This window comes from Brevibacterium sp. CBA3109 (assembly GCF_040256645.1).
Classification (GTDB): domain Bacteria; phylum Actinomycetota; class Actinomycetes; order Actinomycetales; family Brevibacteriaceae; genus Brevibacterium; species Brevibacterium koreense.
In genome coordinates, this window is the sequence record NZ_CP158281.1 from 1363998 (window position 1) to 1376810 (window position 12813).

General features: G+C 61.9%; 12 protein-coding genes. 5 read left to right on the forward strand and 7 right to left on the reverse strand.

Translation table 11 applies throughout. The annotated features are described in order from the left end of the window. Window positions 1-16: 16 nt before the first annotated feature. The gene (gene trhA, locus AAFP32_RS06275; RefSeq protein ID WP_101619825.1) at window positions 17-802 is read right to left on the reverse strand and encodes a PAQR family membrane homeostasis protein TrhA; all 786 of its coding nucleotides are present in this window, start codon (window positions 800-802) and stop codon (window positions 17-19) included. A gap of 136 nt (window positions 803-938) precedes the next feature. Here trhA and AAFP32_RS06280 point away from each other — a divergent pair, with 136 nt between their 5' ends. Next, the gene (locus tag AAFP32_RS06280; protein ID WP_350271459.1) at window positions 939-1700 is read left to right on the forward strand and encodes an isoprenyl transferase; all 762 of its coding nucleotides are present in this window, start codon (window positions 939-941) and stop codon (window positions 1698-1700) included. Between the two features lie 177 nt (window positions 1701-1877). After that, window positions 1878-3185 carry a PhoH family protein gene (locus AAFP32_RS06285; protein ID WP_350271084.1) on the forward strand — a complete coding sequence of 436 codons (1308 nt, stop codon included), beginning with the start codon at window positions 1878-1880 and terminating at the stop codon, window positions 3183-3185. Window positions 3186-3380: 195 nt separating this feature from the next. Here AAFP32_RS06285 and AAFP32_RS06290 read toward each other — a convergent pair whose 3' ends face one another. The 3 genes from AAFP32_RS06290 to glpX form a co-directional block, all read right to left on the reverse strand. After that, a complete protein-coding gene (locus AAFP32_RS06290) occupies window positions 3381-4784 on the reverse strand; it encodes a class II fumarate hydratase (protein ID WP_350271085.1) in 1404 nt (467 codons plus the stop codon). A 71-nt stretch (window positions 4785-4855) separates the two neighbouring features. Beyond that, entirely contained in the window at window positions 4856-5482 is a 627-nt protein-coding gene (locus tag AAFP32_RS06295) for a carbonic anhydrase (RefSeq protein ID WP_101619821.1), read from the reverse strand. 96 nt (window positions 5483-5578) lie between these two features. Further along, the gene (gene glpX, locus AAFP32_RS06300) at window positions 5579-6703 is read right to left on the reverse strand and encodes a class II fructose-bisphosphatase (RefSeq protein ID WP_350271086.1); all 1125 of its coding nucleotides are present in this window, start codon (window positions 6701-6703) and stop codon (window positions 5579-5581) included. Window positions 6704-6777: 74 nt separating this feature from the next. On the opposite strand from glpX, the gene AAFP32_RS06305 reads away from it, so the two are divergent. Next, a complete protein-coding gene (locus AAFP32_RS06305) occupies window positions 6778-7482 on the forward strand; it encodes a DUF4245 domain-containing protein (RefSeq protein WP_233430405.1) in 705 nt (234 codons plus the stop codon). 3 nt (window positions 7483-7485) lie between these two features. On the opposite strand, the gene AAFP32_RS06310 is transcribed toward AAFP32_RS06305, so the two are convergent. Together AAFP32_RS06310 and xseA are read right to left on the reverse strand one after the other, a co-directional pair. Beyond that, on the reverse strand, window positions 7486-7725 hold the full coding sequence (locus AAFP32_RS06310; protein ID WP_101619818.1) for an exodeoxyribonuclease VII small subunit: 240 nt from the start codon (window positions 7723-7725) through the stop codon (window positions 7486-7488). 48 nt (window positions 7726-7773) lie between these two features. After that, window positions 7774-9084 carry an exodeoxyribonuclease VII large subunit gene (gene xseA / locus AAFP32_RS06315; protein ID WP_101619817.1) on the reverse strand — a complete coding sequence of 437 codons (1311 nt, stop codon included), beginning with the start codon at window positions 9082-9084 and terminating at the stop codon, window positions 7774-7776. 167 nt (window positions 9085-9251) lie between these two features. Between xseA and AAFP32_RS06320 the strand changes: the two genes are divergently transcribed. Then, entirely contained in the window at window positions 9252-10310 is a 1059-nt protein-coding gene (locus AAFP32_RS06320) for a 4-hydroxy-3-methylbut-2-enyl diphosphate reductase (RefSeq protein WP_101619816.1), read from the forward strand. Window positions 10311-10323: 13 nt separating this feature from the next. On the opposite strand, the gene AAFP32_RS06325 is transcribed toward AAFP32_RS06320, so the two are convergent. Further along, on the reverse strand, window positions 10324-11508 hold the full coding sequence (locus tag AAFP32_RS06325) for a DNA recombination protein RmuC (RefSeq protein WP_350271087.1): 1185 nt from the start codon (window positions 11506-11508) through the stop codon (window positions 10324-10326). Between the two features lie 73 nt (window positions 11509-11581). On the opposite strand from AAFP32_RS06325, the gene ychF reads away from it, so the two are divergent. Further along, window positions 11582-12667 (forward strand): redox-regulated ATPase YchF, encoded by a 1086-nt coding sequence (gene ychF / locus AAFP32_RS06330; protein ID WP_350271088.1) that lies wholly within the window; start codon window positions 11582-11584, stop codon window positions 12665-12667. Window positions 12668-12813 lie beyond the last annotated feature (146 nt).

Genomic DNA, 12813 nt, shown 5'->3' on the forward strand with positions numbered 1-12813 from the left:
GCTGAGTAACAGGCGTCTAGTAGGCAGCCACCGCGGCAACGAGAAGCGCCGCGAGATGGCAGCCGTAGCCGGCGATCGTCAGAATGTGGAAGATCTCGTGGAAGCCAAGCCACTTCGGTGAGGGATTGGGCTTTTTGATTCCGTAGATCACGGCACCCACGACATAGCAGACACCGCCTGCCACGACGAGGATGCCCACCGCAGGGTTGCTCGCCCAGATCTGGGGAATGTAGCCGACTCCGGCGACGCCGAAGCCCACATAGATGGGAACGAAGAGCCACCGCGGCGCGGTTGTGAAGATGGTCCTGAAGGCTGCTCCCAGGATTGCTGCACCCCAGAGGACGGACAGGAGCAGGATCGTCTGATCTGTCCGCAGAGTCAGCACCGCCAACGGCGTATAGGTGCCCGCGGTGATGAGGAAGATGTTCGCATGGTCGAGCCGGCGCAGGATCAGTCGGGCTCGAGTCCGCCACCGCCCCCGGTGATAGACGGCAGAGGTCCCGAAGAGCAGCATCCCGGTGATGGCGAAGATCGCAGCCGCGATCCGAGACTCGATTGTGGGAGAGATGATGACCAGAGCCAAGCCGCCGAACGTCGCGAGGGGAAAGGCTGCTGCGTGGAACCAGCCACGCAGTTTGGGTTTGACCTGACCTGCCAGTTTGTCCAACTCACGCCGCAGAGCGGAGCGCCTGCGGGCGATGTGCACAGGGTAGCCGGAGCGCGACTGCGCTGGGGATGTGGAGTCGACTGACCTCTGATCTTCGGAGCTGGGTGAGGGCGGTTCAGTGACTGGTGCGTTCATGGTTTCAGGATATCGACCTCACCTGAGGGATCGTTCAACGGCACCCTCGGGGTGCGCCAGCCGACGTGAAGCCGTTCGGGATAGTACTGTGTAAGGTGGTCGAACCGACCGGAATCCGAGTGTGAAAGAGGACAGTGTGGCGCGACCGGTGAGCCTGCTCTACCGTCTCTATGAGCGGCGGCTCCTGCGCGAGCTGGACAAATCTGTCCCAGTGCCCAGGCATGTCGGTGTCATCACCGACGGCAACCGCCGCTGGGCGAAGGAATTCGGTGCCACCACCGCCGACGGGCACCGGGCCGGAGCCGAGAAGATCGTCGAGTTCCTCGGGTGGTGTGATGAGATCGACGTCGATATCGTCACGCTCTACGTCCTGTCCAAGGAGAACCTCGCCAGATCCGCCGAAGAGGTCGAGGTCCTCATCGAGATCATCTCCGACCTGGTCGAGAAGATCGCATCTCTCAAAGGCGTACGGGTGCAGTTGGTCGGGGACCTGGAGATCCTGCCACCGGGCCTGCGCGCACGTTTGGAGGCGGCCACCTCTGCGGGGGACTGCCAGATGCGCGTCAACGTCGCAGTCGGCTACGGCGGACGGCAGGAGATCGTCAACGCGGTGAAGTCGCTGTTGCGCCTGCGCACGGATGAGGGCACCGACTTGGAGACGATCATCTCCGAACTCTCCCCACAGCAGATCAGCGAACATCTGTACACCAAGGGCCAGCCGGACCCCGACCTCATCATCCGTTCGTCGGGTGAGCAGCGACTGTCCGGGTTCCTCATGTGGCAGAGCGCCTACTCGGAGTTCTATTTCTGCGAAGCGTACTGGCCCGACTTCCGACGCACCGACTTCCTGCGCGCGGTCCGCGACTACGGCCTGCGCCAGCGCCGCTTCGGAAAATAGGTCCCGGGCCGTCCGCGGTTCATGCGAAGTTCACAACCGCGACTCTCCCGAACACGCGAGCCGTTGCCCACTTGGCCTCGAATCGGGGTTAGGTTGGCAGTAGTTGGTCGACACCAACCCGAGATCGGGGGATGTCAGGACTCGGATCTCGGCGGTACTCACGCCACAGGGGTCCTCATGACCGCACACGTTCACACTTACGTTCTCGACACCTCGGTGCTGCTCTCCGACCCGGGTGCTCTGTTGAGATTCGCAGAACACCATCTCGTCATTCCGCTGGTCGTCGTGTCCGAGTTGGAAGCCAAACGCAATCATCCAGAACTGGGTTTCACCGCCCGCAAAGCACTGCACATCCTCGATGACTTCCGTTCCGAATTCGACCGGCTTGATGAGCCTATTCCCGTCGGCGATGCCGGTGGCACACTGCGGGTTGAACTCAACCACGTCGATGTCTCGACGATGCCGATCGGCTTCGATGGCGCGGAGAACGACACTCGCATCCTCGCAGTCGCCCGAAATCTGGCTGCTGAAGGCCAGGACGTGGTGGTTGTGACCAAGGATGTGCCGATGCGGGTGAAGGCTTCTGCCCTCGGCCTGCGGGCTGAGGAGTATCTGGCGGAACTCGCCACCGACTCCGGGTTCACGGGGATGAGCGAACTGTCACTGGACGAGGACGAGATGTCGCAGTTCTACGACAAGGGGTGGGCCACCACCGAGGCGGTTGCCGATGAGGTCGTCAACACCGGCGTCGTCATCACCTCACCTCGTGGTTCCGCACTTGGTCGTGTCCGCTCGGGAAAGCGCGTGTCGCTGGTGCGCGGTGATCGTGACATCTTCGGTGTCCACGGCCGGTCTGCTGAGCAGCGGGTGGCCATCGACATGCTCCTCGACGATGCGCTGGGAATCGTGTCCTTGGGAGGCCGAGCCGGAACGGGGAAGTCCGCACTCGCCCTCATGGCGGGACTGCAGAAGGTGCTCGAGGAGAACAAGCATTCGAAGATCATGGTCTTCCGTCCGATCTATGCCGTCGGCGGCCAGAGCCTCGGCTTCCTGCCCGGCACCGAGGGGGAGAAGATGAATCCGTGGGCCGAAGCGGTCTTCGACACCCTTGGGGCATTGGTCAGCAAGAACGTCATCGAAGAGGTGATGAACCGCGACTTGCTCGAGGTTCTGCCGCTCACGCACATTCGGGGCCGGTCGTTGCACGATGCGTTCGTCATCGTCGACGAGGCTCAGTCGCTGGAACGCAATGTGCTGCTGACCGTGCTTTCACGCATCGGGATGAATTCGAAGGTGGTGCTCACCCACGATGTGGCGCAGCGCGACAATCTTCGAGTGGGTCGACATGACGGCGTCGCGGCGGTGATCGAGAAGCTCAAGGGCCATGATCTGTTCGCCCACGTGACGTTGACCAGATCGGAACGCTCCGAGATCGCAGCACTGGTCACCGATGTGCTCGAGGAATTCGATCCCTTCCGCTCATAGCACTCAGCGCCGCCCCTCGGCGCTCCGCAGCGCCGACAGGTACAGGTGATGGCAGCGTCGAGGCGCGACGGCAATGTCGAGGGGCGAGTCCAGGGAGTCTGCTCTCGGCGATCCAGTGTGCGCTCGATGAGGTGAATGTGAGGGGCCCGGTGCCAGGATGTGAAGTCCTGCCACCGGGCCCCTCTGCTGTGTGACTTACTTGTAGTTGCCGATCATCGTGGTGACATCGAGTGCCTTGTCGAGGTCGGCCTCGGTGATGGAACCGTCGGAGACGAAGCCGAGGTCCATGGTGGCTTCCTTCACGGTCATTTTGTTGGCCACAGCGTGCTTGGCGATCTTCGCCGCCGATTCGTAGCCGATGACCTTGTTCAGTGGAGTCACGATGGAGGGGCTGGCCTCGGCGAGGAAACGGGCACGCTCCTCATTGGCCTGGAGTCCGTCGATCATCTTCTCGGCCATGACGGTCGAGGAGTTCGTGAGCAGACGAATGGATTCGAGTAGGTTCGACGCCATCACCGGGATGCCGACGTTGAGCTCGAAGGCACCATTGGTCGAGGACAGCGCCACGGTGGTGTCGTTGCCGATGACCTGGGCAGCGACCTGGATCGTGGCTTCGCAGATGACCGGGTTGACCTTGCCGGGCATGATCGAGGAACCGGGCTGCAGGTCGGGGATCGCGATTTCGCCGAGGCCGGTGTTCGGCCCCGATCCCATCCACCGCAGATCGTTGCAGATCTTCATGTAGCCGTAGGCGATCGTGCGCAGCTGGCCCGAGGCTTCGATGAGTCCGTCGCGATTGGCCTGAGCCTCGAAATGGTTGCGTGCTTCCGTGATGGGAAGGCCGGTCTCCTCGGCGAGGATCTCAACGACGCGTGCGGAGAATCCGTCGGGTGTGTTGATGCCGGTGCCCACGGCGGTGCCGCCCTGGGGGACCTCGGCGACGCGGGGCAGCGAGGCCTCGATGCGTTCGATGCCGTAGCGGACCTGGGCGGCATAGCCGCCGAATTCCTGTCCCAGCGTCACCGGTGTGGCATCCATGAGGTGGGTGCGGCCCGACTTGACGATCGAAGCGAATTCTTTCGCCTTCTTCTCCAGTGAGGAGGCCAGGGTCTCCATCGCCGGGATCAGCGAGTTGACCAGCGCCTTGGTCACGGCGACGTGCACGGAGGTGGGGAACACGTCGTTCGAGGACTGCGAAGCGTTGACGTGGTCGTTGGGGTGAACGTCGATGCCCTGGGATTCCAGGGCCTTCGTCGCCAGGGAGGCAAGCACCTCGTTGGTGTTCATGTTCGACGATGTTCCCGAACCGGTCTGGAACACATCGATGGGGAAGTGGGCGTCATATTCGCCGGCGATGACCGCCTCGGCGGCCTTCTGGATGGCTTCTGCCCGGTCAGCGTCGAGGACTCCGAGTTCGAGGTTGGCCTTCGCCGCTGCCTTCTTCACCTGGGCCAGAGCGGCGATATGCGCCGATTCCAGGGTTTTGCCCGAGATCGGGAAGTTCTGCACGGCGCGCTGTGTCTGTGCGCTGTACAGGGCATCTTTGGGAACCTTCACTTCTCCCATGGTGTCGTGCTCGATGCGAAACTCTTCGCTCATAGTTGTCCTTTCCGACATGATGTCTGGGCTGTTCGTCATTGTGTCTGCTGAGGCCGCGGGTGCAGCCGTGCTCAGGAGGCGTCGGTCGAGGCCGCGTCCTCGTCGCCCCCATGCTGGGCGACGACCGTGATGCGGCCGTCATGCAGCTGGTAGGTCAGGCCGACGATGATGAGACGACCTTCATTGACTGCACGGGCGATGATCGCTGAGAGCTGCATGATCTTCTCAACCGTGTCCATGGTGTTCTGAGCGACCGTCTCGTTGACAGTTGTGCGATTGTTCTTGCGGGCCCTGGCCACAGTGGGCAGGATCCGCGCCACGACATCGGAGATGAACCCTGGGGGAGTCTCTCCGGAGTCGTAGGAGTCATACGCAGCCGTCACAGCACCGCAGCTGTCGTGGCCGAGCACGACCAGCAGCGGAGTGCCGAGGATCTCGACCCCGTACTCGAGGGAACCGAGTGTCACCGGATCGACGACCTGACCGGCGTTGCGCACGACGAACATGTCGCCGAGGCCGACGTCGAAGATCATCTCCGCTGCCACGCGTGAGTCGGAGCAGCCAAAAAGCGTGACGAAGGGCATCTGGTTGTTCGACAGTGCCTCACGTCGGGCGGTGTCCTGATTGGGATGCTGCGGAACGTCGTCGACGAAGCGATGATTTCCTTCGAGCAGACGTGTCCATGCTTCGTTCGGCATCGGTCAAGAACCTACTTCCGCTTTGTGAGGTCAGGGGGTCGAATCGGTTGCGTCCGGTGTCGACGGTGATGAGGGGTGGAGACCAGAGGCCGAGGCTCAGATGAGTCCGCGGCGAGCCGCCTCTTCGGCAGCTTCGACATACGAATGGGTCTTCGCCGCCTGATGCTCGGCGAAGACCGAACGCACGGTTCCGGACTTGGAGCGCATCACCAGCGAGTGCGTGGTGACGTGTCCGCCGTCGAACTTAACACCGTCGAGCAGATCACCGTTGGTGATGCCAGTGGCCACGAAGTAGCTGTTGTCACCGGTGACGAGATCATCGGTGTTGAGCACCTTGTCGACATCGAGTCCGGCTGCGGCTGCAGCCTCACGCTCGGAATCGTCCTGCGGCCACAGACGGCCCTGGATGACTCCGCCCAGTGCTTTGATCGCGCAGGCGGTGATGATGCCCTCGGGGGTGCCGCCGATGCCCATCAGCATGTCGACACCGGTTCCGGGACGGCAGGCGGCGATGGCACCGGCGACATCGCCGTCGGTGATGAGCTGGATGCGTGCTCCTGCAGCACGGATCTCATCGATCATCTTCTGGTGGCGCGGACGATCGAGGATCATCACGGTCACAGAAGCCGGATCGTTTGTGCCTTTGCCCTTCGCTACACGGCGGATGTTCTCTGCCACCGGCAGGCGCAGGTCGACGGCGTCAGCGGCAGCAGGGCCCGTGACGAGCTTCTCCATGTAGAAGACGGCTGACGGGTCGTACATGGCACCATCTTCGGTGACCGCCATGACCGAAATCGCGTTGGGCATCCCCAGTGCGGTCAGACGGGTGCCGTCGATCGGGTCCACAGCCACATCGCAGTGGGCGCCTTCGCCATCGCCGACCTGCTCACCGTTGAAGAGCATCGGCGCTTCGTCCTTCTCACCTTCGCCGATGACGACTCGTCCGGCCATGCGCACAGTCGAGATGACGTTGCGCATTGCAGCAACAGCGGCACCGTCGGCAGCGATCTTGTCGCCGCGGCCCACCCAGGGGGCGGCTGCAATGGCGGCGGCCTCGGTGACTCTGACGAGTTCGAGGGCGAGGTTGCGGTCGGGGGCGTCTGCTCCGACCTGTGCCTTCTGGGACCAGGCATCGGTCACAGCTACCGGAGGGGCCTCGGCATCCACTCGGCCTCGGTCATGATGAGATTTCACGTCAGCAGATTCATTGGAGTCACTCATAAGTCCAATTGTGCCACCCCACACGTTCGGCGCCGACATCGGGACGATTTCGTTCCGTCCCTGTGGCCTCCACCATGAATGCCCGCCCAGGATTGGCCCTTGGCGGCATCCGCGAGGACAATGGCGATGTGAACGCCCAATCCGAAACCTACGCTGAGGGAGCGCAGGCGCCCGTGACACGCACGGATGCCAGTTCCAAGGGAGTGCCAATGGCTGACGAGTCCGAAGTGATGCTCCCGGGGTCCAGAGAAGAGATGCGCTTCCTGCGGAATAACTCGAACTGGGTCAACATGATCATCGCGATCTTGGCCTGTCTGGCCGTCGTCGCAGTGGTTCTGCTGATCGCGCCGCAACCGGAGGTCGACTCCCAGCGTGTGGTCGACTACCAGACGATTGCGGAGCAATCCGAGGACAGTGCCGACTTCGAACTCATCGTGCCTGAAATCCCGAGTGGATGGACTTCGAACGAGGCGAGCCTGGACCGAGTGGGCGAATCCGACTACACCTCCTGGTATATGTCCTTCATCGGCACCGAACGGCAATGGGTGAGCATCGAGCAGGCGAAGGCCACCGAGAACTGGGCTGAGAACCAAGTCGACGATGCAGTTGCCGCTGAGACGGTGACCGTCGGCGGCTCGGACTTCCAGATCTATCGGACCGAAGACGCCAAGGAATACTGGGTTACAGGCAAGGGCGACACCTTCGTCGTCATCACCGCAATCGCGACTCCCGAGACCATCGACTCCTTCGCGAAGCAGGTCGCCGAACAGCTGAGCTGAGGCTCAGTCCTCGTCGTCTGAAGATTCTTCGCGCGCCTTGTCAAGGCGTTCCCGTGCCCCATCGAGCCACCCCTGGCAACGGTCGGCCAAGGCCTCGCCGCGTTCCCACAGACTCAGCGAATCCTCCAAAGGGAGATTTCCGGCTTCGAGTCGTTTGACGATTCCGACCAGCTCTTCGCGAGCCTGCTCGTAGCTGAGGGAGTTGATGTCGGCCGGGGTCTGCTGGACTGTCGGTTCTGTCATGATTGTGTCCTTCGTGGGATTGATCGAGTGTGATTGGGCTAGATGCTGTTAGTGCTCGGAGGCTCGACTGTCATCGGTGCTCTCCTGCACCGCTGTCACCTCGGCGTCAAAGCGTCCGCGAGCGACACGGACGTGGACGCCGGCGCCGGTGACTACCTCGGCTGAGTCTCTGATGGCCTGACCATCGTCGTTTTGGACGACGGCGTAGCCGCGTTCGAGGGTCCGCAAGGGTGAAAGTGAACGTGCCTGTGAACGCAGATGGCTGATCTCGGTCTGCCCCTGCATGATGCGCGTCGTGGTCGCTTGGAGACTGCGTCGACGGACCAGTCGCAGCTGCTCTTCGTGCGCATCCACCATGGTCTGAGGCTCGGCAAGGACCGGGCGTGAGCGGACTGCGGTGAGCATCTCCTGCTCCCGGTCGATGATCCGATTGACGGCGGCATCGAGTTCAGCCCGAGCGCGCAGTAGGTTCATCGCCTCCTCGGATACATCGGGCACGATGCGTTTGGCTGCATCGGTGGGAGTTGATGCGCGCATGTCAGCGACTTCGTCGAGGATCGGGCGGTCGGCTTCGTGACCGATTGCCGACACGATGGGGGTGTTCGCCTCAGACACCGCTCGGACCAGAGCCTCGTTGGAGAACGGCAACAGGTCCTCCATGCTCCCGCCCCCGCGAGCGATGACGATGATGTCGATCTGTGGATCGGCATCGAGTTCGGCCAGATTCTTCATCACGCCTGGCACCGCATCGGGTCCCTGCACGGCGCAGTTGCGGATTTCGAATTCGGCGGCCGGCCAGCGCAGGGCGACGTTGCGAACGACGTCCTTCTGCGCATCGGAATCCCTGCCGGTGATGAGGCCGATCCGATTGGGCAGGAACGGCAGACGCTTCTTCCGGTTCGGGTCGAACAGGCCTTCTGCGCCGAGCTGTTTCTTCAGCCGCTCGAGTCGGGCAAGAAGTTCGCCGAGGCCGACGGCCCGGATGTCATTGGCACGCATGGTCAGACGACCGGTCTTCGTCCAGAAATCAGCCTTGAGGTTGGCGACGACATGACTGCCTTCCGACAGTGGTGCACCGGTGCGTTCAAGCACGTTCTTCCAGATCTGCACCGGCAGTGACATCTCGACATCGGTGTCGCGCAGAGTCAGATAGCTGGCCTTGCCGCGGTGGTTGAGCTCGACGACCTGTCCCTCGATCCATACGCTCGACATACGATCGATATAGGACTTCATCTTGCTTGAGAGCAGACTCAGGGGCCACGGGTTCTCTGCCGTCGTCTCGCCTGCTGTCGCGGCCAGCTCCTGAGTCTCGAGCGTTTCGCCGAGAGTCCCGGGAGTGCCGGAAATTCGTTGCGCCATGTTGTCTCCCCTTCCAGTCCACCACCCTAACGAACGGTGGTGACATGAGGAATGAGCGCCGCGCGGGAACGCCATCGGTGAGGGGGATGATGTGGATTGCTTCACCTTTGTAGCCGTTGTTCAGGTCCTCGGCCTAAACTGAGCTTGTGACTGCCGTATCTGTACCCATGCCCACCATTCCGCGCAAACGTCTTGCCCCGGAGGATATCCGGACGCCCGAAGGCGCTGACCAGAAGGTCCTTCTGGCGGCCCCGCGCGGATACTGTGCCGGTGTCGACCGCGCAGTGATCGCCGTCGAGCGTGCACTCGAGCACTACGGTGCTCCTGTCTATGTGCGCAAGGAGATTGTGCACAACCGGCACGTGGTCGACACTCTGTCCGAACGCGGCGCTGTCTTCGTCAACGAGACTGACGAAGTTCCCGAGGGGGCCCGGCTCGTGTTCTCCGCCCACGGTGTCTCGCCTGCGGTCCACGCCGAGGCTGCCGCACGTGAGCTGTCCACAATCGACGCCACGTGCCCTTTGGTCACGAAGGTCCACCGCGAGGCCGTCCGCTTCGCCCGCGACGGCTACCACATTCTGCTTGTCGGTCACGCAGGTCACGAAGAGGTCGAAGGCACCATGGGAGAGGTTCCCGACGACATCACGCTGATCCAGAACCCGGAAGAAGCCAAGACTGTCGAGATCGACGATGCACAGAGCCTGGTCTGGCTTTCACAGACGACGTTGAGTGTCGACGAAACGATGGCCACGGTCGATATCCTGCGCGGACGGTTCCCACACCTGCAGGACCCTCCAAGCGATGACATCTGCTATGCCACGTCGAACCGGCAGGTGGCGGTGAAGAAGATCGCCCCGCAGTCCGATCTGGTTCTGGTCGTCGGCTCGGCCAACTCGTCGAATTCCGTGCGTCTTGTCGAAGTTGCTCTGGAACATGGGGCTAAGGACGCGCGTCGCGTCGATTTCGCTCGTGAGGTCGACGAAACCTGGTTCCATGATGTCGCGTCTGTCGGAGTGACCTCAGGAGCGAGCGTGCCAGAAGGGCTGGTTCAGGATCTTCTGAAGCTGTTGGCCGAGTACGGTTTCGGCTCGGTCGAGGAAATCGTCACGGCAGAGGAAGACATCATGTTCTCCCTGCCTCGCGAACTGCGCAAAGATCTCAAGGCCGCAGGCGAGAAGACCTCGAACAAGCGCGACGGTGCCGACCGGAAGCACGACCTCATCTAGATAGGCCCGTTCCCTAATCGGTGCCGGTGTGGCGACCGCGCAGATCATTCCGGTCTGGTGTCGCGAAAAGATCTTGTCCTGAGAAGCGTGGCCGCGAGAGTTCTTCAGCGCTGACCCCACGGCTACGTGAGTCAAGCTCCGCTACTGTGTCCAGCTCGGTCGCGACGATTCCCGTGGATGGAAACTTCCGGGCCGTGACGAGGAACCGTGATTCCAACGACGATACGAAACGGTTGTAGTCCTCAACCGAGCGGTCGAGACTCGAGCCCATTCGCGTCACGTGGGTGACCAACGTGCCGATGCGTTCGTAGAGTTCGGTGCCGAGCTTGAGGACCTCAGCCGCAGATGTGCTCATGTCCGCGTGCCGCCAATTGAGCGCCACGGTCTTGAGCAGGACCAGAAGCGTGGCGGGGGAGGCGAGCACGACGTTCTTGCCGAGAGCATGATCGATCATCTTCGGATAGGTCGATGCCGCCGCGGACAGCAGTCCGTCCGTGGGGACGAAGCAGACGACGAAATCCGGCGCGGTGTCGAAGGACTTCCAATACTCCTTGGACGCCAGAGAATCGATATGGCGCAGAAGTGCTCGAGCATGATCTTCATCGCTGGCATCTGCGTCGTCCATGCGAGCTGACAGCGGCGTCTTGGCATCGATGATGATCGTTCCGCCTCCGGGTAGGTTGACGGTCATATCGGGTCGATGGCGTTTACCATCACGCACGCTGCTGACCTGTGTCTCAAAGTCCACATGGGGGAGGAGTCCCGCATATTCGACGATTCGTCTGAGCTGGACTTCACCCCAGTCACCGCGCTGAGTCGTCGAGTTCAGGGCACTGGCCAGTGAACCCGTCGACTCCTGCAACCGGAGATTCTGTTGGCTGAGGTGGCCGATCTGCGTATTGAGGCGAGTGATCTGCTCGAGCTGAGTTCGGTCCTGAGCCTGAAGATTCTCCTGCAGATGGTTGACGCTTGCCGCCAGCGGCCCGATTGCAGCGGTGATCTCACCGGCCATCTGCGCATCGGCTTCCAGATCCTCCGTCCGGCTGGTGAGGATCCGAGACGTGGTCTCTGCTCTGGTGAGTCGCTCGATATAGCGAGAACGCATGTGCGCGCGACCGAGGAGGAAGCCGAGGGCGGCGCTGATGATGATCGCCAGGATGAAGACGATGGGAAGTCCAGCGGTGGGGAAAGAATTCATGACTCGAGCGTGACAGACGGCACTGACACGAGATTTAGACCCGCACCTCGGCGGCGGGATAGACTTAGCTACCGTGGCTCTAACTATCGGAATCGTGGGACTGCCCAATGTCGGCAAGTCGACCATGTTTAATGCATTGACCAAGAACCAAGTTCTCGCTGCGAACTACCCGTTTGCGACGATCGAACCGAACGTCGGCGTGGTGCCGTTGCCCGACGCGCGACTCACTCGACTGGCAGAGATCTTCAGCTCCGAACGCATCCTCAATGCAACCGTCGACTTCGTCGATATTGCCGGGATCGTCCGAGGCGCGTCCGAAGGCGAAGGCCTGGGCAACCAGTTCCTGGCCAACATCCGCGAGGCGGAAGCGATCTGCCAGGTCATCCGCGGTTTCGTCGATGACGATGTCATTCACGTCGAGGGCAAGATCAGCCCCGCCGACGACATCGACACCATCAACACTGAGCTCATCCTCGCGGACCTGCAGACCTTGGAGAAGGCGCGGCCGAGGATCGAAAAAGAAGTGAAGGGCAAGCGTGCACCGGCAGAACAGCTGACCGTCATCGATGCCGCAGTGGAGATCCTCGAGAGCGGAAAGACGCTTTTCCAGGCGATGCAGGCCGACAAATTCGATGTCACGCAGCTGAGCGAACTGCAGCTGATGACCGTCAAGCCGTTCCTCTATGTCTTCAACGTCGACGACGATGTGCTCGCCGATGAAGAGAAGAAGGCTGAGATGCGTGCTCTGGTGGCCCCGGTCGAAGCGATCTTCTTGGACGCCAAGTTCGAGTCGGAGCTCTCCGAACTCGACGAAGAAGAGGCGCGGGAGATGCTGGAATCGACCGGGCAGGAGGAAGCCGGTCTGGACAAGCTGGCACGCGTCGGCTTCGACACCTTGGGTCTGCAGACCTATCTGACAGCTGGCCCCAAGGAATCCCGTGCCTGGACGATCCCGAAGGGCGCGACGGCTCCCGAAGCAGCCGGAGTCATCCACACCGACTTCCAGAAGGGCTTCATCAAGGCCGAGGTGGTCTCATTCGGCGACCTCGATGCCAACGGCACCATGGCCGCTGCCAAATCCGCCGGCAAGGTCCGGATGGAAGGCAAAGACTATGTGATGGCCGACGGCGATGTGGTGGAGTTCCGGTTTAACGTGTAGTGCAGGTCCATCCGGGCGCGGGAGGAAGTAGGCATGGCGGCGGCGAGTTCGTCGGCCCTTCATGACGGGTTTGCCGCTTCCGGGGCGTTGAACGGTGGGACACGACGTAGTGCAAAAGCAACGAGAAGGCCTCGGAGGGGGTGAGG

What these genes read in the sequence shown, in the direction of transcription:
- AAFP32_RS06295 (WP_101619821.1), bottom strand. Translation starts at nt 5,482, where the DNA reads ATGCCGAACGAAGCATGGACACGTCTGCTCGAAGGAAATCATCGCTTC.
- AAFP32_RS06325 (WP_350271087.1), bottom strand. Translation starts at nt 11,508, where the DNA reads ATGAATTCTTTCCCCACCGCTGGACTTCCCATCGTCTTCATCCTGGCG.
- AAFP32_RS06310 (WP_101619818.1), bottom strand. Translation starts at nt 7,725, where the DNA reads ATGACAGAACCGACAGTCCAGCAGACCCCGGCCGACATCAACTCCCTC.
- AAFP32_RS06290 (WP_350271085.1), bottom strand. Translation starts at nt 4,784, where the DNA reads ATGAGCGAAGAGTTTCGCATCGAGCACGACACCATGGGAGAAGTGAAG.
- AAFP32_RS06305 (WP_233430405.1), top strand. Translation starts at nt 6,778, where the DNA reads ATGAATGCCCGCCCAGGATTGGCCCTTGGCGGCATCCGCGAGGACAAT.
- xseA (WP_101619817.1), bottom strand. Translation starts at nt 9,084, where the DNA reads ATGGCGCAACGAATTTCCGGCACTCCCGGGACTCTCGGCGAAACGCTC.
- glpX (WP_350271086.1), bottom strand. Translation starts at nt 6,703, where the DNA reads ATGAGTGACTCCAATGAATCTGCTGACGTGAAATCTCATCATGACCGA.
- trhA (WP_101619825.1), bottom strand. Translation starts at nt 802, where the DNA reads ATGAACGCACCAGTCACTGAACCGCCCTCACCCAGCTCCGAAGATCAG.
- AAFP32_RS06320 (WP_101619816.1), top strand. Translation starts at nt 9,252, where the DNA reads ATGCCCACCATTCCGCGCAAACGTCTTGCCCCGGAGGATATCCGGACG.
- AAFP32_RS06285 (WP_350271084.1), top strand. Translation starts at nt 1,878, where the DNA reads ATGACCGCACACGTTCACACTTACGTTCTCGACACCTCGGTGCTGCTC.